Origin of the sequence: Amycolatopsis sp. WQ 127309, from assembly GCF_023023025.1 — a bacterium.
Lineage (GTDB): Bacteria > Actinomycetota > Actinomycetes > Mycobacteriales > Pseudonocardiaceae > Amycolatopsis.
Genome location: NZ_CP095481.1, coordinates 427,358 through 443,111, shown reverse-complemented (window position 1 = coordinate 443,111; position 15,754 = coordinate 427,358). Strand labels below are relative to the sequence as shown.

16 protein-coding genes and 1 pseudogene are annotated in these 15,754 nt (G+C 70.0%); 8 read left to right on the top strand and 9 right to left on the bottom strand.

Annotated features, from left to right (window positions below; all coding sequences use genetic code 11):
* Positions 1-299: 299 nt before the first annotated feature.
* The 4 genes and pseudogenes from MUY22_RS01605 (at position 300) to MUY22_RS01590 (ending at position 2,805) form a co-directional block, all read left to right on the top strand.
* Positions 300-677, top strand: coding sequence for an isocitrate/isopropylmalate family dehydrogenase (locus tag MUY22_RS01605; RefSeq protein ID WP_371827572.1), 378 nt, complete (start codon positions 300-302; stop codon positions 675-677).
* Positions 674-2,119 (top strand): annotated as a pseudogene (locus MUY22_RS01600) (aldehyde dehydrogenase family protein). Before MUY22_RS01605 ends, MUY22_RS01600 begins: the two are co-directional and overlap by 4 nt.
* Positions 2,116-2,562, top strand: a complete 447-nt coding sequence (locus MUY22_RS01595) for a carotenoid oxygenase family protein (RefSeq protein WP_247056232.1) — start codon at positions 2,116-2,118, stop codon at positions 2,560-2,562. The pseudogene MUY22_RS01600 and the gene MUY22_RS01595 overlap by 4 nt, the downstream one beginning before the upstream one ends.
* Before the next feature lie 57 nt (positions 2,563-2,619).
* Positions 2,620-2,805 (top strand): carotenoid oxygenase family protein, encoded by a 186-nt coding sequence (locus tag MUY22_RS01590; RefSeq protein WP_247056230.1) that lies wholly within the window; start codon positions 2,620-2,622, stop codon positions 2,803-2,805.
* A gap of 6 nt (positions 2,806-2,811) precedes the next feature.
* On the opposite strand, the gene MUY22_RS01585 is transcribed toward MUY22_RS01590, so the two are convergent.
* The 3 genes from MUY22_RS01585 to MUY22_RS01575 are packed head-to-tail and all read right to left on the bottom strand — an operon-like array spanning position 2,812 to position 5,545.
* On the bottom strand, positions 2,812-3,744 hold the full coding sequence (locus tag MUY22_RS01585) for an alpha/beta hydrolase (RefSeq protein WP_247056228.1): 933 nt from the start codon (positions 3,742-3,744) through the stop codon (positions 2,812-2,814).
* A 17-nt stretch (positions 3,745-3,761) separates the two neighbouring features.
* Positions 3,762-4,523, bottom strand: a complete 762-nt coding sequence (locus tag MUY22_RS01580) for a hypothetical protein (protein WP_247056226.1) — start codon at positions 4,521-4,523, stop codon at positions 3,762-3,764.
* On the bottom strand, positions 4,520-5,545 hold the full coding sequence (locus MUY22_RS01575) for a UbiA family prenyltransferase (protein WP_247056224.1): 1,026 nt from the start codon (positions 5,543-5,545) through the stop codon (positions 4,520-4,522). Before MUY22_RS01575 ends, MUY22_RS01580 begins: the two co-directional genes overlap by 4 nt.
* Positions 5,546-5,672: 127 nt before the next feature.
* On the opposite strand from MUY22_RS01575, the gene MUY22_RS01570 reads away from it, so the two are divergent.
* Complete coding sequence (locus tag MUY22_RS01570; RefSeq protein WP_247056222.1) at positions 5,673-5,990, top strand: hypothetical protein; 318 nt, start codon at positions 5,673-5,675, stop codon at positions 5,988-5,990.
* 160 nt (positions 5,991-6,150) lie between these two features.
* Here the strand turns inward: MUY22_RS01570 and hutH are convergent, their stop codons facing one another.
* Genes hutH through MUY22_RS01555 form a run of 3 tightly spaced genes read right to left on the bottom strand, consistent with a single transcriptional unit; the run spans position 6,151 to position 9,808 of the window.
* A complete protein-coding gene (gene hutH, locus MUY22_RS01565; protein ID WP_247056220.1) occupies positions 6,151-7,767 on the bottom strand; it encodes a histidine ammonia-lyase in 1,617 nt (538 codons plus the stop codon).
* A gap of 18 nt (positions 7,768-7,785) precedes the next feature.
* Complete coding sequence (locus MUY22_RS01560; RefSeq protein ID WP_247056219.1) at positions 7,786-8,691, bottom strand: alpha/beta hydrolase; 906 nt, start codon at positions 8,689-8,691, stop codon at positions 7,786-7,788.
* Positions 8,692-8,701: 10 nt separating this feature from the next.
* Positions 8,702-9,808 carry a cytochrome P450 gene (locus MUY22_RS01555; RefSeq protein WP_247056216.1) on the bottom strand — a complete coding sequence of 369 codons (1,107 nt, stop codon included), beginning with the start codon at positions 9,806-9,808 and terminating at the stop codon, positions 8,702-8,704.
* A gap of 273 nt (positions 9,809-10,081) precedes the next feature.
* Between MUY22_RS01555 and MUY22_RS01550 the strand changes: the two genes are divergently transcribed.
* Both MUY22_RS01550 and MUY22_RS01545 read left to right on the top strand, forming a co-directional pair.
* Positions 10,082-10,894 (top strand): alpha/beta fold hydrolase, encoded by an 813-nt coding sequence (locus tag MUY22_RS01550; protein ID WP_247056214.1) that lies wholly within the window; start codon positions 10,082-10,084, stop codon positions 10,892-10,894.
* 65 nt (positions 10,895-10,959) lie between these two features.
* Positions 10,960-12,078 (top strand): cytochrome P450, encoded by a 1,119-nt coding sequence (locus MUY22_RS01545; protein WP_247056212.1) that lies wholly within the window; start codon positions 10,960-10,962, stop codon positions 12,076-12,078.
* A 12-nt stretch (positions 12,079-12,090) separates the two neighbouring features.
* On the opposite strand, the gene MUY22_RS01540 is transcribed toward MUY22_RS01545, so the two are convergent.
* From MUY22_RS01540 to MUY22_RS01530, 3 genes are read right to left on the bottom strand one after another with little or no spacing between them, the layout of a single operon-like run.
* Complete coding sequence (locus tag MUY22_RS01540) at positions 12,091-13,080, bottom strand: zinc-binding dehydrogenase (RefSeq protein ID WP_247056210.1); 990 nt, start codon at positions 13,078-13,080, stop codon at positions 12,091-12,093.
* A complete protein-coding gene (locus tag MUY22_RS01535) occupies positions 13,077-14,117 on the bottom strand; it encodes a class I adenylate-forming enzyme family protein (protein WP_247056208.1) in 1,041 nt (346 codons plus the stop codon). Before MUY22_RS01535 ends, MUY22_RS01540 begins: the two co-directional genes overlap by 4 nt.
* Before the next feature lie 50 nt (positions 14,118-14,167).
* Entirely contained in the window at positions 14,168-14,479 is a 312-nt protein-coding gene (locus MUY22_RS01530) for a hypothetical protein (protein ID WP_247056206.1), read from the bottom strand.
* 201 nt (positions 14,480-14,680) lie between these two features.
* On the opposite strand from MUY22_RS01530, the gene MUY22_RS01525 reads away from it, so the two are divergent.
* Complete coding sequence (locus MUY22_RS01525) at positions 14,681-15,655, top strand: beta-ketoacyl-ACP synthase 3 (RefSeq protein ID WP_247056204.1); 975 nt, start codon at positions 14,681-14,683, stop codon at positions 15,653-15,655.
* Positions 15,656-15,754 lie beyond the last annotated feature (99 nt).

Below are 15,754 nucleotides of genomic sequence, written 5' to 3'. Positions count from 1 at the left end.
GAGGTGCGGCCATCACATTGACTGGCTGAAAACGGCGACGGCGTGGCTGAGTATCACAAGAAAGCTACGGCGTCGGCGTCGTGGGTGCTGCAAATAACGCCAGATGGCACTGAACACCTCGATCAGCAGGCGTTTGGTCTCGAAAGGGGTCGCAGACCCTGCGGTGGATCATGTAGTACACGGCATAGGCGTTAGCGCTCGACCAGTTCGCCGAACGCGTCGATGTCGCTGGCGCGGGCGCAGCTTCCAAATCCTCGTCGTCTCGCTCGGACGACCCGCAGACCGGGTCATTTGGGCTCGTGCTCGACCTCGGCGGGTTCGACGTGATCGTCGCCTCGAACCTCTTCGGCGACGTCCTGTCCGACCTCGCCGGCGCGCTCGCCGGGTCCATCGGCGTCGCGCCCAGCGGCAACCTGAACCCGGAGAAGAAGCACCCGTCGATGTTCGAGCCGGTGCACGGTTCGGCACCGGACATCGCCGGGCTCGGCGTCGCCAATCCGATCGGTCAGCTCTGGGCCGGCGCGATGATGCTGGACCACCTCGGCGAACCCGCCGCGGCCCGCGAGCTGATGGCCGCGTTCGAAGCGTGCCTCGCCGACGGCTTGCGCACCCGTGACCTCGGCGGCACCGCGTCGACCGAGAAGTTCACCGACGGCGTCGCCGAGCGCCTGGCATGACCACCGGAACCGAAGAGAGGACGCGCATGCGTGACCAGGCTTTGCACATCGACGGCGAGTGGCTCACCCGCCCGGCGACCGCGGAGGTGCGCGACCCGTGGGACGGCAGCCTCACCGGCACCTATGCGATCGGCGACGCCGACGACGCGGCCGCCGCCGTCACCGCCGCACGCCGAGCGCTCGCCGAGGGGCTGCCGCCGCACCGCCGGGCCGAGATCCTCACGGCGGCGGCCGACGGGGTGGCGCGCCGGGCGGACGAGTTCGCCGGGATGCTGCGTGCCGAGGCGGGCAAGCCGATCACTGCGGCCCGCCAGGAAGTCCAGTGCGCGGTGACGACGCTGCGGCTGTCGGCCGAAGAAGCGCGTCGACTGCCTGGCGAAGCCGTGCAGATGGACGCTTACCCCGCGGGCGAGGGCATGCTGGCGTTCACCGTCGCCGAGCCGCTCGGCGTCGTCGCGGCGATCACGCCGTTCAACTTCCCGCTGAACCTGGTGGCGCACAAGGTCGGCCCGGCGCTCGCGGCCGGCTGCCCGGTGGTGCTCAAACCGTCGGAACGGACACCGCTCACCGCGGGTCTGCTCGTCGAGGTGCTCACCGAGGCCGGGCTGTCGGCGGGCTGGCTCAACCTCGTCACCGGCGACCCGGGCGTGATCGTGCCCGCGTGACAGAGCGACGAGCGCGTCGCCGTCATCTCCTTCACCGGCTCGGCCGCGGTGGGCTGGCAGATCAAGGCCGGCTCACCGCGCAAGCAGCACATCCTGGAGCTGGGCTCCAACACCGCGATGGTGATCGACGCGCACGCCGACCTCGGCCGGGCCGTCGCGGCCGCGGTGGCGTCCGGGTACGGCTTCTCCGGCCAGGCCTGCGTTTCCCTGCAACGGCTGTACGTCCACGAGTCCGTTGTGGACGAAGTGCTCACCCGGCTCGCCGCCGCCGTCCAGGACCTGGCGGTCGGCGACCCCGGGAACGAGGACACGGTGGTCGGTCCGCTGGTCAGCCCCGAGGCCAAGGACCGGGTCCTGGCGTGGGTCCGGGACGCGGTGCGCGACGGCGCTCGGGTGGTCGCCGGCGGCGGTGAACGCTCCGGCGTGCTGGAGCCGACCGTGGTGACCGACGTCCCGGGAGACGCCGACCTGCTGTGCGCCGAGGTGTTCGGCCCGGTCGTCACGGTGGTGCCGGTGAAGAGCGTCGGCGACGGCATCGCGGCGGCGAACGACTCCCGCTTCGGCCTCAACGCCGCGATCTTCACCAACGACCTGGCCCACGCGCTGGCCTTCAGCCGTCGCACGGAGGCGGGGTCGGTGCTGGTCAACGTGCCGCCCGCGTTCCGCGCGGACCACATGCCCTACCACGGGGTGAAGGAGTCCGGCCACGGCCGCGAGGGCGTGAAGTACGCGATCGAGGCTCTGGTGTCGCCGAAGCTCGTCATCCTCGCGGCGTGAAGGGATTGTCCGTGTCGAAGGTCATGACGCTGCCCGAAGCCGTCGAGCGGTTCGTGCGGCCGGGGATGTTCCTGCACCTGGCCGTCGCGGCGACCCCGGTGATGCACGACATGGCGCTCACGCCGAACCACGTGATCCTGTTCGACAACCCCGCCCGGGCGACCGGATCGCTCAGCCCGGCGACCGGGCGGGTCTGCACGTGGAAGTGGAACCGCCCGACGCGGCTGGGTGTCCTCCGGCGCGGCGCAGCCGGTTTCGGCCGTCCGCTGGTTCGAGACCGATCCCTGCTTCCTCCTGCACAACGTCAACGCCCACGAGTGCGGAACGGCATCCGCGACGAGGGTTTGCCGGACCAGACGCTCGGCGATCGGTCTCGCCCGCGGGACACCTCCGGCGGCGGACGCTCGACCTCGCGGGTGGGACCGTCCGGCACCAGCAGCTGAGCGACCGCTACGAAGACCTGCCGCGGATCAACTCCGAACGGCCCACAGTCCGGCCGAATGGTGCTCCTAGACTGCGGCGTGGAGGACGATGGCTGGGTGCTCACGTACGTCACCGATCTCGCCGCCGGCACCAGCCGCTGCGCAATCCACCACGGCTCCGGCCTCCTCGGGGACCCGGTCGCGACCGTGCACCTGCCGGACCGGGTGCCGCCGGGCTTCCGCCGCAGCCGGCTGCCGGACTGACCCGCGTCAGCCGAGCCAGCCGGCTATCCGCTGCTCGCGGTCGCCCGGGTCGGCTGCTAGGTGCTTGCCGAGGAATTCGACGGCCTGGGCACCGATCGCGGGCAGGTGGGTGGTGAGTGCGTCGTGGTGGGTACCCGGGTATTCGTGCTTTTCCTTGACACCGGGCAGGGCGTCGAACATCGCGCGGGCGTCATCGAGCAGGCACAGCTCGTCCGCGTCGGTCAGTGCCAGCATGGTCGGTGCGGTGATCCGCGGAGCGTGGGCGGCCACTTCGGTGGCGATCACCTTGTCCAATGAGGACAAGGTGATCTCGTTGCGGTAGCCGGGCACGATTTCCGCGAGGTGGGTCACGGTGGCGAGGACCCGGTCGTCGCGGAAACCGGCGATCTCCGCCGAACCGCCTGGTGCCGCCAGCGGGATCCGGGCCGCCGCTTCGCCCTTCGCCCGCGCCAGCCGGTCGTCGTGCAGGCGTCGCAGCAGGTCTACGCGCGCGTCTCCGGTGTAGAGCGACGACCGCAGGGCCAGGCCGCTCACCGGGGGCGCGATGGCGACCACCGCGCCGACGCGCCAGTCGAACGCCGCGGCGTGCAGGCAGTTGACGGCCCCGATGCTCATGCCCCAGAGGCCGATGCGGCCACCGTCGACGTCGTCGCGGCCTTCCAAGGCGGTGAGCACGTGCCGGAGATCCTGGGCCTGTAGCCATGGATCGACATCGAGGCGGGGTTCTCCATCGCTGTGCCCGAAATTGCGGTGGTCGTACCCGAGCACGCCCAGGCCGGCCGCGGTGAACCACGGCGCCAGCGGCCAGCACATCCGGGCCAGATCGCCCATGCCCGGCTGCAACACCACGACCGGAGCGGGACCGGCCTGCTCCGGGAGGAACAGCCTCCCGCGCAGCCGGACGCCGCCTTCACCGATGAACTCGACATTCTCCGGCACGAGAATTCCTTTCGGGATCAGCCGACCGGCTGCGGGTTCGGCAACGCACGGGTAGCGAGCTGCCCCGACCGGCTTTCCGCGTTCTTCTTGCGGGTGAAGAGGACGAGGTAGCCGACGTCCAGTGCCGCGGAGAGCACGGCCATGCCGATGAGGAAGTGGTTGTCCGGGTAGTGCAGCAGCATGAAGACGGTCATCACGCCGCTGCCGGCGGTGCGCAGCCAGGCGAACGTGAGGGAGAACAGCCGGGCCGGCATGTCCGGCCGCAGCGCCAGCGTGTAGTAGAGAACGGAGATGAACAGCTGCGCGATGTAGGCCGAGATCGCGCCGGCCGGGGTGTCGAGCCCCTGTCCGACGAACGTCGCGTACAGCACCGCGAACACCACCGCGGTGGTCGCCAGCTGGACGGCGACCGACCGGCGGCCGCGGGGGTCGCGCAGCTGCTTGCGGCCGTGGCGCAGCACCAAGGCGAAGATGACCAGGTCGAGCAGGAACCAGCCGCGGATCGCCCAGGTGAACACCGAGCCGAGGTCGACGGCGAAGAGCCAGGCCCAGACGAATTCCCAGGCGATGTTGCTGCAGGCGGCGACGAGCGGCATCTCGACGAACCGGTTGCGCAAGCTGTTCCGCAGCAGGAGCAGGTAGGCCAGCCCCCAGAGCACACAACCGGCGGCGAACAAGCCGATCTGCAGCGACGAGTACGGAACGCACGCCGTATCGACGATGTTGACGAAGTTCGCCGGGCTGTTGCCACACGACGTGGCCGGAAGCTGAGTGTTCACAGGCGGTCCTCGGAGTCGCTTCGGGCGGGGGTTTCGTGACGCTGTCGCATCAGGTGCTGGGTGACGACGGTGGCGAGAACCAGGACGAGGGCCACCGCGAGCACCGCCGACGTGGGAAAACCGAGCGTGCAGGGTGCGGCCGCGAAGGCGAGTCTGGCCACGACCAGGACGGCGTGGGAGCGCAACGCGGTCTTCCGCGCGGACCGGTTCGCTATCCCGCGGAGCCCGCTCAAGGCCACGAACCCCAGGGAGAGGGCGATACCGCCGAGCACCCAGTAACCGGGGTCGCCCCCGGCTGTCCAGCCGACCGTGACGACCAGGGCGGCGCCGGCCGTGTAGAGCACCGCTGCCGTGCCCGTGGCGACCTCGAGCCCGTGGCGGACGGGTACGGTTCCGTAACCGCCGGTGCTGTCCCCGACCACGTCCCGCATCGCTCCGACCAGGTTCGAGGCGGTGTCGTGCAGGCAGAACGCGGCCGCGAGCCCGAGCACCGCCGCGGGGAAGGAAAGTCCGCCGGTGACCGCTGTGGCGCCGAGTGCGCAGGCCAGCGCGGAAAGCAGGCCCCGCACCAGGTTCCCGAGGATGCCCCGGCTCTTGAAGAGCGCGCTGTAGGACCAGATGCCCGCGCAGATCGCCACCGCCAGCACGCCCGCCGCGGGCGCGGCGAGCCCGGCGAACACCACGCCGGCGATCAGCAGGAGCGCACCGCAGGAAAGCGCTTCCCTCGCGGCCAGCCTGCCGGACGGGATGGGCCGCTGGGGCTTGGCGATCGCGTCGAGGTCCCGGTCGAGGTAATCGCCGAGGTAGTGGGCGCCGAGCCAGGCCGCGGTGGCGCTGGCCCAGGCCAGGACGATCGGGCCGGCCGAGACGTCCGATCGCGCGGCCGTGGCGCCGCCGGCCACGGCGATCAGCCCCGGGTACCAGACGGTGTACGGACGCCACGTCTGGAAGTGGGCGAACAGCCGGGACCGCACCGCCGGGAACGGCCGGTGGGTGGGTGATCCGAGCAGCAGACCGGACACGGGAGGCACCTCGTTTCGGAGTCGAGACGGGCTTCTTCGTGAGGGAATCTTCGGCTTTCGCCGCGGTTCGGGAGCAGGTCCCTTGACCGGGACTCGCCGTCGCTACCGCACGGTAACTCCCCGCGGAGTGCCTTCGCGCGGCACGTTCCATCCTCCGGAACGCCACTGTGGATGGTCCCGGAGTGAAGCGGCCGGTTCGTCCGCGGAGCGGAACCCGGACGGCCCCATCGCCGAGTGGACGGGGCTGGACCCGGACTCGCTGCTGGCCGAAGACCGGCAGTCCCTGATCGATCTGCTCACCACGCACGCCGACGAGGACGTCCGCCGGGCCGAACGCAACCTGCGAAACCCCGACATCCGGGAGCACGTCTACGACACGTCGAGATCGTCGCAGGTGTTCTCCGGGCGTTCGGCGGACCACGTGCGGGTTCCGACGAGCAGGTGAGCTCGAGGTGCCGGCACGAGTGGCGAGGCCGGCGTGGGGTAGTGCGGGGACCGCGTCCGCGGAACGGGCGTTGGCCGGACGGTGGGCCGAGGAGCCGGACGGTACTCCTCGGCTGCCGATGTGATCGCGCTGCCGGGCGGGCCGGTCGACATCGCCGAGATCACCCGCCGGTGACGACTTCGCGGAGCCGTCCGGACCGGATGAACTCGGCCAGGTCCTGGATTTCACCGTCCATCTGCCGGTCCCGGTCCAAGGGCGCCACGAACTCCCGTACCGCCTCGTACACCCGCCGCGCGACAGTGCTGCGCAACTTCGTCTCGCGCAGGTCGAGGCCTTGGCAGGCGGCATGCAGGTGGATCGCGAGCACCTCAAGGGCCAGTTCGCCGACCGTGCGCGCGTCCCGGGCGGCGATCGTGGCCATGCTGACCTTGTCCTGGTTGTGGGCCTCGGTCGAGCGGGAGAACACCGTCGCCGGACCAGCCTGTTTCAGGGCTTCGGCGGTCAGTGCCGAGCACGCGATCTGCATGCCCTTGTAACCGTGGTGCAGACCGGGCTCTTCCGCCGCTGCGCTGAACGAGATCAGATTGGGGGTGAGGCCGTTGTTGAACTTCTCGTCGACCATGAGCTCCAGTTGCCGGTCGAGCAGGTCGGCGACGCTCGCGACGGCGACCTTCAGGGAGTCCATCGCCTGCCCGACATGGCCGCCGTAGAAGTTGCCGCCACTGCGCACCACCCCGGCTTCGACGTCGAACAACGGGTTGTCGTTGGCCGAGTTGATTTCGACGGTGAGCCACGGATCCACCCAGGCGAGCGTGTCCCGCAGGACGCCGATGACGTGGGGTGCGCACCGTACCGAATAAGAGTCCTGTACTCGTCTGGGCAGCTGTTGGTACTTCCGATCGGACAGGGCGTCGTAGCGGTCGACGATCTCGGCGTGGTCCAGGGCCAGCGAGGAGTCCGCCAGGTACGTCGCCATCGCCCCGGCGCTGGCGACCTGGCCCGGATGCGCCTTCTGGTCATGGAGGAACGGCGCGTAGTGACCGCGGTTCCCCCGCAGGACTTCCACGGCCAAAGCCGAACACACTTCCGCCGCGAAGGCGAGCTCGGCCGCGTCAGCCGCGGCCAGGACGGCGAAGCCCGACATGAACGAGGTTCCGTTGATCAGGGCCAAGCCCTCTTTCGCCTCCAGCGTGACCGGAGCCAGGCCGAGCTGCCGATGTGCCTCGGCGGCGGACCGCTCGGTCCCGGCGTGGCGGACCTGCCCTTCCCCCTGGAGGACGGTCGCGAGGTAACACAGAGGAACGAGATCACCGCTCGCGCCGACCGAACCGCGTTCGGGGATGATCGGCAGGACGTCAGCATCGAGCAGCCGCAGCAGGTTGTCGACGATGACGGGCCGCACCCCCGAAACGCCCTTGGCGAGGCAGTTGGCCCGGACGAGCATGGTCGCGCGGACCACGTCGGGGGCTGCGGCGGGCCCGGTGCCGTTGAGGTGGTAGCGCACCAGGTTGCGTTGCAGCGCCGCGGCTCGCTCTGGCGAGACCTGCCGGGAAGCGGAGTCGCCGAACCCCGTGGTCACGCCGTAGACCGGTTCAGCGCCGGCCACAATGGATTCCCGGAGTTCGGCCGACGCGGTGCAGTTCTTCCGCGCGTGCGCGGCGAGCACCGGTCGCACGGACCCGGGAACCCTCGCGGCCGCAGTGAGTACAGCTGTCGTCAGCGTATCTCCGTCCACTTCGAGCAGACGGCGGGCGTTGCCTGAGATTGTGGTCGCCATGGAATCTCCTGGGGTCGGTCAGTCCGGGGACACGCCGTGGACGGTGGGGCTCAAGGCTTCGGTGAAGAACTTCGCGGAGGCGCCGACAATGCGCGGTAACTGCCTTGTCAGCACGTCGAAATGCGTGCAGTCGAGGCTCAGCAGCTCTTTCGTGCCGGGTAAGTGCGCGGCGAAGTCGTCGATCAACGAGGGCAGGCAGACGGTGTCGTGCGCCGCCTTGACCAGGAACGCCGGCACCTCGATCCGTGGTGCGTAAGGCAGGAGCTCCAGTTGGAGCAAGAGGTCCAGCGACAGCAGGGTCAGCTCGGTCCCGCGTCCGCCGGCGACCTCGGTCGACAGCGGATCGAACAAACTGAGCTCGTTCGGCGAACCGGTGCCGAACAGGGGGATCATCTTCGGGTGGTGGCCGAGCCACCGATCGCGCCGTTCCTCAGCGGTTGCTTCGGCAACCCGCCGCATCTGGGTCCGGGAGCGGTGTGCACGTGCTGCCGCGTAGCCGCTCACCGGAGGCGCTATGCCCGCCACCGCGCGGACGCGGATGTCGAGCGAGGTGACGAAGAGAGCGTTCGCACCGCCGTAGCTCAGCCCCCACAGGCCGAGACGTTCACCGTCGACGTCCGGCCGGCTCTCGAGGTAGGTCATGGCGCGACGAAGATCTTTCGTCTGCAGCCAAGGGTCGGCCTCCTGACGCGGAGTCCCCTCGCTGTTCCCGAAGTTGCGGTGGTCGTAACACAAGACCCCGAACCCGGCCTTCGCGAACCGCCGGGCGACCGGCCTGAGGTGTTCAGCCGTGCCGGCCACGGTTCCTTGCAGAACCAAAGCCGGCACCTGCGTACTGGTGGTGCAGGGCTTGCTGAACCACCCGTGCAGCTTCAGGTTTCCTTCGCCCTCGAAGGAAACCTGCTCTTCGTCGATCGCGGTCATGCGTTTCCCCTCACCAGACCAGCGGGACCTCGGTGTACCCGTCGACGATGTGCCCCGGGCGGTGTTCGAGCTCGTCCAGGGGCATGGCCAGCGCCAGCGTGGGCCACCGCTCGGCCAGGACCTCGAGGACGATCCGCATCTCCATCCGGGCGATCGACGCTCCCGGGCAGTAGTGCGAACCGGCCCCGAAGGTGAGGTGCCTGCGGGGTGGCGCGTGAAGATTCAGCGCGCCGGCGTCGGGCCCCATGGCGGGGTCCACGTTCGCGGTGCTGACCATCGGCAGCACGGCAGTGCCCGCCGCGACCGGGTGGCCCCTGATCTCCGTGTCGGCCACGGCAGTGCGCAGCAGCCCCACCTTGCCGGGTGGATGGACGCGCAACAGCTCTTCGACCGCCGACGGTACGAGTTCGGGGTGTTCGTGGAGCAACGGAAGACCGTCCACGTCGGCGGAAAGCAGGCCCACCACGCCGGTCTGGATGAAGACCATGCTGTTTTCGCAGGCGCCCACGATGATGTCCGTGACGCGCTTCACGAAATCCCGGCGAGCGTCGGAGCTGTCACCGTACGCGCTCCGCAGACGGCCGGTGAACGTGTCCGGGCGGGGGTGACGCCGTTCTGCGTGCCACAGTTTCATCGACACCTTGGCGATTCCCCGGACCGCGGCCGCTACCTGGTCGGCGTCGTCGGCGTCGACGGCGAGAATGGCCTCGGCCCAGGTTGTCATTTCGGTCGAATCCGACTCGTCGAGCCCGAGGATCAGGGCCGCCACCCGGGCCGGCAGTGGTCGTGCCCAGTGCCGGACCAGGTCGGCGGGCGGCCCGGCGCTCGCCATCGTGTCGGCCAGTTCATCGGCGATCTCGCGCACTGCGGGACGTAGACGGTGCGCCTCGGCCTGGCTGAGCGACGGTCCCAGAAGCTGCCTCACACGGGCCCGTTCCACGTCCTCCAGCATCGGCCAGCTGTCGGGGCCCATCCGGCCGTTGAGCCGACGGGCGGCGCACTGCCCGCTGGCCGCTCGGCTGAGCCGCTCGTCCCGGAACGCCTGGCTGGACGCTGCAAAGGAGACAGCGAGCAGGAGTGGTCCGAAGTCGGGGTCGTGCACGGCGGTGACGTCCAAACCGGTTCCCGTGTCGGCGGGGCAGCGAGCGTGGATCCGGTGGCTCACCCAGCCCTCGGTGTCCGATGTGGATGCCGTCATGTCGACCTCCGGAATCGCCTAGTGGTCCGCGTGCCGAACTTCGCACGCGGTACCGGCGACAACAACCACCAGGACGGACAATGGTCGATCAAGCGAGGGTAATTGCCCTTTTTCGCGGCTCGGTTGACTCCGCCGGGATGCAGCCGTCAAGGTCGGTAGCGTGCAGTCGCACGTGGACGATGAGGAGCCGGCATGACGGTTGCCGCGCCGAGGTCCGGCTTGCTGCGGGGCCCCGATGGAGCACTCGAGTACTTGATCGAAGGCGAAGGCGGCCCGGTCACCGTGGTGGGTCACGGCCTCACGCGGACGATTCCCGACACCCGGCCGTTCGTCAACGATGTTTCCGGCACGAGGGCATTTCTGCACTTCCGAGGGCACGGCGGTTCGCCCGATCCGGGGGGTGACTGGACGTTCGACGGGCTGGCCGACGAATTGCGGACGCTGGCGGAGCGCACCGCCGCCACCAGGGCGGTCGCGGTGTCTCTGTCCTGCCGCACACTGGCGACGCTCGCCCTGGCGGATCCCGGCAGGTTCGAGCGGCTGGTGTTCGTCCTGCCACCGGCGATGTTCGGAGATCACTCGCGGGCGCACCGCGACCTCCTGTTCGAGCACCTGCGTGAGATCGGCTCCGGCGACCCCCGCCAGCTGGTCGCCGGCCTGACCGCGGCGTTGCCGTCGTGGATGAACCGGCAGGATCCACGCTCCCTCCTGGCGCGCGGTGTCGCCGAACCCTTGCTGCGCCGCCCGCAACTCGCGGCCTCGGTCATCACCCTCGCCGAGCGCGACGTCGATTTTCAGCTCGACCGGCTGGCCGGGATCGAGGTGCCGACGCTGGTGGTCGGCCAGTCCGACGACCGGCTCCACCCGCGGGAGCTGGCCTGGGACATGGCCGGGATCCTGCCAAGGGGGACCTACTACGAGATCGGTGAATGTCGCAGCTTCGCCGCCTATCGGCGGATGATCCGCACCGCGATAGCGGACTTCCTCGGACCGGGCACACCGTGACGGCGGCAGAGGGCCGAGTGGGGCACCGGCTGCTCCGAGCGGCGTGTCCGTCTTCCGGAGCCGACGTGGCGGTCGCCGACCTTCCGCCGTTCGGGAAAGTTCATCTCGCGCTGTCCCACGAGGCCGCGAAGACCGTCTACACGGACGCACGATTCAGCCGTCGTGAGAGCTTCGCCGGTGCTGCGGCGCGGCTGAACGGCAACATGAGCGCGTGGGGTACCGAGGGAGTCGAAGGTGCGGCGCACCGCTTGATCCGCCGTCAGGTGTCGGCTGTGCTGACCACCTCGGCGGTCGCACGCGTCGAAGCCGCAGTGACCGACCTGGCTCACGGACTCGTCGAGGAACTGAGCCGCGCCGGCCAGCCGGGTGATCTCGTCTCCGGGCTCGCGGTCCCGCTCGCGGTGCAGGTGGCCGCGATGGTCTACGGCGTCACGCTCCCGGACCCGGCGCAGCTGCGAACGTGGATCGACGTCCTGGTTTCGGTGGAGGACGTCCCCGACGACCAGGTTCAGGCCGCGGTGGCCGGCATCAGCGGAGCCGCGCTGCGTGCGGTCCTCCGAGCCCGGCCGGACCCGGACGCGTCCGGTCTCGTGCCGCGCCTGCTCGCCACGCTCGGCACCGATCGCCCGGCACGGACGCGCATCGCGCACTTGCTGGTGATGCTGGTCGTCGCGGCGGTGGAGAACCCGGCAACGTCGTTGTGCACGACAGCAGTCGCGCTGTTGTCCGATCCCGCGCTCGTGCACCGGGTGCTGGCGGAACCGGATCGGCTCGGTCCCGTTCTCGACGAGCTGCTGCGGCTCTACCCGCCGGGTCTGATGGGCTTCGCGCGCACCACCACGGCAGAGGTCGAGCTGTGCGGCACCGTGATCCCGGCAGGCGCTACCGTGGTGCCGCTGATCGCCACGGCAAACCGCGATACGACGGTCTTCGAGGCGCCGGACGAACTGCGGCCCGGCCGGGTACGCGTCCAGCCGGACCTGACCTTCGGCTGGGGTGCACATTCCTGTGTCGGCGCGCAGCTGGGCCGGATGCAGCTTCACGCCGCGATCGGCGCGTTGCTGAGCCTGCCCGGATTGCGGCTCGCCGTCCCGGTGCACGAGCTGCCGGTGCGGGGCGGCCACATCGTCGACGGCTTCGAAGAGATCCCGCTGCGCTGGGAACGCACGCCCGACGTCGGGTGAAGGCCGCCGGGCTCAGTGGCTCGGCAGCGCCAGCACGATCTTGCCGAAGTGCCCGGCCGAGGCCATCAGGCGGAAGGCCTTGCGAGCCTCCTCCACGGCGAACTCCGTGAAGGGCAGCGGAGTCAGCTCGCCGCGCTCGATGTGGTCCGTCACCAGCCCGAGGATCTCGCCGGTCCGGGGCCCGAGGTCGTCGATGTCGGCGACCCGGTAGCGCACGTCCGGTCGGCCGGTGGCCGATCGCACGTCGGTCTTGCCGATCTCCACGAACGTTCCACCCGGGCCGAGCAGGTCCAGTGAAGCATCGACAAAACGTCCGGTCAGGCAGTTCAGCACCACGTCGAGAGGCGCGCTGCCCAGCTGCGCTGAGAGTCGGCGCGCGAAGGACGGATCCCGAGAGGACGACAGCCGGTTCGCGGCGAGACCCAGCTGCGCGAGCCGATGCCATTTGGCGGGGTGCGCTGTGCCGTACACCTCGGCGCCGCAGAGCCGGGCGAGCTGGACCGCCGCCGTTCCGACACCACCGGCTGACGCGTGCACCAGCACCCGCTGGCCCGCTCGGATTCCGGCGACGTCGACCAGGGTGTGCCAAGCGGTGAGGAAGGCGACCGCCAGTGTCGCCGCGACCGGGAACGACAACGTCGACGGAACTTCCGCCACGTGCCGGTGGTCGGTCACGCTGAATCGGGAGAACGCGGCGGGCAGGAGTCCGAACACCCGGTCGCCGACGCCGAACCCGGCGACGGCGCAGCCGGTTTCGGTCACCACGCCGGCACCTTCGAAACCGAGCGTCAAGCTCCCCGCGGCCGGTGGTATCCGGCCCACCGCCGTGAGCAGGTCCCGGAAGTTGAGTGCCGCCGCCCGGACCTCGACCCGGATCTCGTGCGGCCGCAACGGGTTCGTGCCACGGTTGTGCTCCTGGTAGGAGATCCGGTTCAGCGAGCCGGGGAACGGCATGCCCAGGCACCAGGTCGCCGTGTCGGGTGGGGCAGCGAGACGGCTCACCCGCGCATCCCGCCGAGGGTCTTGCCGGTGGCCGACCGCGCGATCTTCGAGACCCGGCGGATCGCCCGTGGCAACACACCGAACTCCTGGACGACGGCCGCGATCTGCTGGTGGACCTCGCTGCCGGGCTCCGCGACGTGGATGTCGAACCCTTCACCCCGCACGGCGTCGCGAACCGGAACGCACGCGAGGTCGGCGCAGCTCACGCGTGCGACGAGTGTGGCCGTGAGGTGGTCGAGGTCGATCCGCCGGCCGTTCACCTTGACCAGCCGGTCTCGCCGCCCGGCAAAGGCGAACTGGCGTTCACCGAGCCGGCGGACATGGTCGTCGGTGGTCCATCGAATGGGGAACACACCGCCGGCGGGCCGGGCCAGTCGCGGGCTGCGAACAGTGAGCCGCGGATCCTCGTCCGTGTGGTCTTCGGCGACAGCTGCGTCGGCGAAGGACACGTCGGGCATCAGCGTCCACCGGCCGGCCTCGTCACCTCGGGTACGGGTCGCGATGCCCCCGGTCTCCGTCGAGCCGAAGATCTCGATCAGCCGCGCTCGTGTCGGGTCGAGCGCGCCGAGCAGTTCTTCCGCCGCCGTGGGCAGCATTGCCGTGCTGTGGAGAAAGGTCAGGCGGGGCGCGGCGGCCAGCTGCTCGGTATGGGCGCGCAGGAGCGTGAACGTCGAGGGGATCGCGACGACGAGCAGGTTCGCGCCGACCGGCAGCGCATCTATCGGCCGTCCCGGTGCGACATAACGCGTCCTGACACCGAGCCGAGCCCCGAGCAGCCCCGTGGAGAGCGCTCCGTAGAGGTGGGAGGGGGGAGCGAAGGAGACGATCTCCACGGGTCGCGCGGGCGTCAGCAGATCGGCGATCAGCCCGGCTTCGGCCCACATCTGCGAGTAGGTCCGCCACCACGTCCGCGGCTGCCCGGTACTGCCGGAAGTCCGGAACTCGACGTCACCGTCCGGAGGCGCGAACGTGGCCGGAGCCCCGCCGCACCAGTCCGCCGTCCACGATTCGGCTGCGCGTTCCATGAAGGCGAGCACGCCTGCCTGGTGGCCCGGTGCCCAGAGCCGGGCGGCAGGCCCGGGCGCCGTCACGGGGTGAACTCCGGCTCGGCGCCGGCGTCGGCCGCGACGACGCGGTGGACGATATCGTGGATCCTTTGCACTGCACCGAAATCCTGACCCGGCGCGATCGCTGCCAGCTCGTTTCGCATCCTGTGGAGCACTTCGGCGACGAGTTCCATCTGCCGGACCGAATCGAGGGACAGCACATCGAGGTCGGATTCTTCGTCGATCAGCTCGGCGAGGTGATCGAAGACGCGGTCGTGCAGCCGTTTTGCCTCGGCGAGTGCGCGGGTCATCGGCCAGAGCGTTTCGCCGTGGCCGGCGGTCTCGGTGTTCACTGTTCGCCTCCCGAAGCGGCGGAGCCCGGGTTCGCCCGGACCGCGCCGACGGTAACAGCGGGGTCTCCGCCGGGCTGCCTTTGTTGTTCGCACGGCGAACGGATACTGCGCGAACGGGCGGAACGTTCCGTCGTCTGGAACCGTATTGGCCTCCTTCGACGATCGTCCTTAGGTTCTGGTCCGGACGGTGATCGGAGTGCGATGAACGACCAGCAAACGGTTTCCCGGCTCGTCTCGCTCGGGCACGCCCAGCCGGGCCGGACCGTGACCAATGACCAGCTCGGTGCTCAGCTGGCCACTTCGCCGGAGTGGATCGAAGAACGCATCGGGATCGAAGCCCGGCGGATCGCCGATCCGGGAGACACGGTGGCCGACTTGGCCGCCGCAGCTGCGACGGCCGCACTTGCTCGCTCCGGGCTCGCGGCCGAGGACGTCGATCTGGTCGTCGTCGCGACCTGTACGGCCTTCGAGCGGATGCCCAACATTGCGTGCCGCGTCGCCGAACGGCTGTCCATCACGGCTCCGGCAGCCTTCGACTTGAATGCCGCGTGCTCCGGATTCTCCTGCGCCCTCGCGACGGCGGACCACGCCATCCGGGCCGGCTCCGCCCGGCGCGCGATCGTCGTCGGGGCCGACAAGATGAGTGACTTCGTCGACTGGGCCGATCGCACGACCTGCGTCATTTTCGGAGACGGCGCCGCAGCGGCCGTCGTCGAGGCGGCGCCGCCGGGAGAACCGGGGGGCATCGGTCCCGTGGTCTGGGGATCCGCGCCGGAGAAGGGGTCTCTCATCACCTTGGAGACGGACAAACCGAACGTCCTGCCCGCCCTGTTCCGGCAGCAAGGACCGGCCGTGTTCCGCTGGGCGACCACGGAGCTCGCGCCGGTCGCCCGAGAGGCGTGCCGGCGCGCGGGCGTGGATCCGGCGGAGCTGAACGGTGTTGTCACCCACCAGGCCAACCTGCGGATCATCCGCGCACTGGCCCGAGGCATCGGAGCGCCGGACGCCGTGGTGGCGACCGACCTGGTCGAGTCCGGCAACACCTCGGCCGCCAGCATCCCGCTCGCGCTGTCGAAGCTGATCGAGAAGCAGTCGATCGTCCGCGGGGACCGGGTTCTGCTGTTCGGTTTCGGTGCGGGCCTGACCTACGCGGGCCAAGTGGTCACTTGCCCCTGAGGGCGCTCGCTCGACCACCCACGATCTGCACTCATCGCGCGAAAGGCGGACTTCGCATGACAGCAACAAAACCTGGACGTCCTTCGTTCACCCGGTTCT

What these genes read in the sequence shown, in the direction of transcription:
- MUY22_RS01560 (WP_247056219.1), bottom strand. Translation starts at nt 8,691, where the DNA reads ATGACCGCGATCGACGAAGAGCAGGTTTCCTTCGAGGGCGAAGGAAAC.
- hutH (WP_247056220.1), bottom strand. Translation starts at nt 7,767, where the DNA reads ATGGCGACCACAATCTCAGGCAACGCCCGCCGTCTGCTCGAAGTGGAC.
- MUY22_RS01525 (WP_247056204.1), top strand. Translation starts at nt 14,681, where the DNA reads ATGAACGACCAGCAAACGGTTTCCCGGCTCGTCTCGCTCGGGCACGCC.
- MUY22_RS01590 (WP_247056230.1), top strand. Translation starts at nt 2,620, where the DNA reads ATGGTGCTCCTAGACTGCGGCGTGGAGGACGATGGCTGGGTGCTCACG.
- MUY22_RS01550 (WP_247056214.1), top strand. Translation starts at nt 10,082, where the DNA reads ATGACGGTTGCCGCGCCGAGGTCCGGCTTGCTGCGGGGCCCCGATGGA.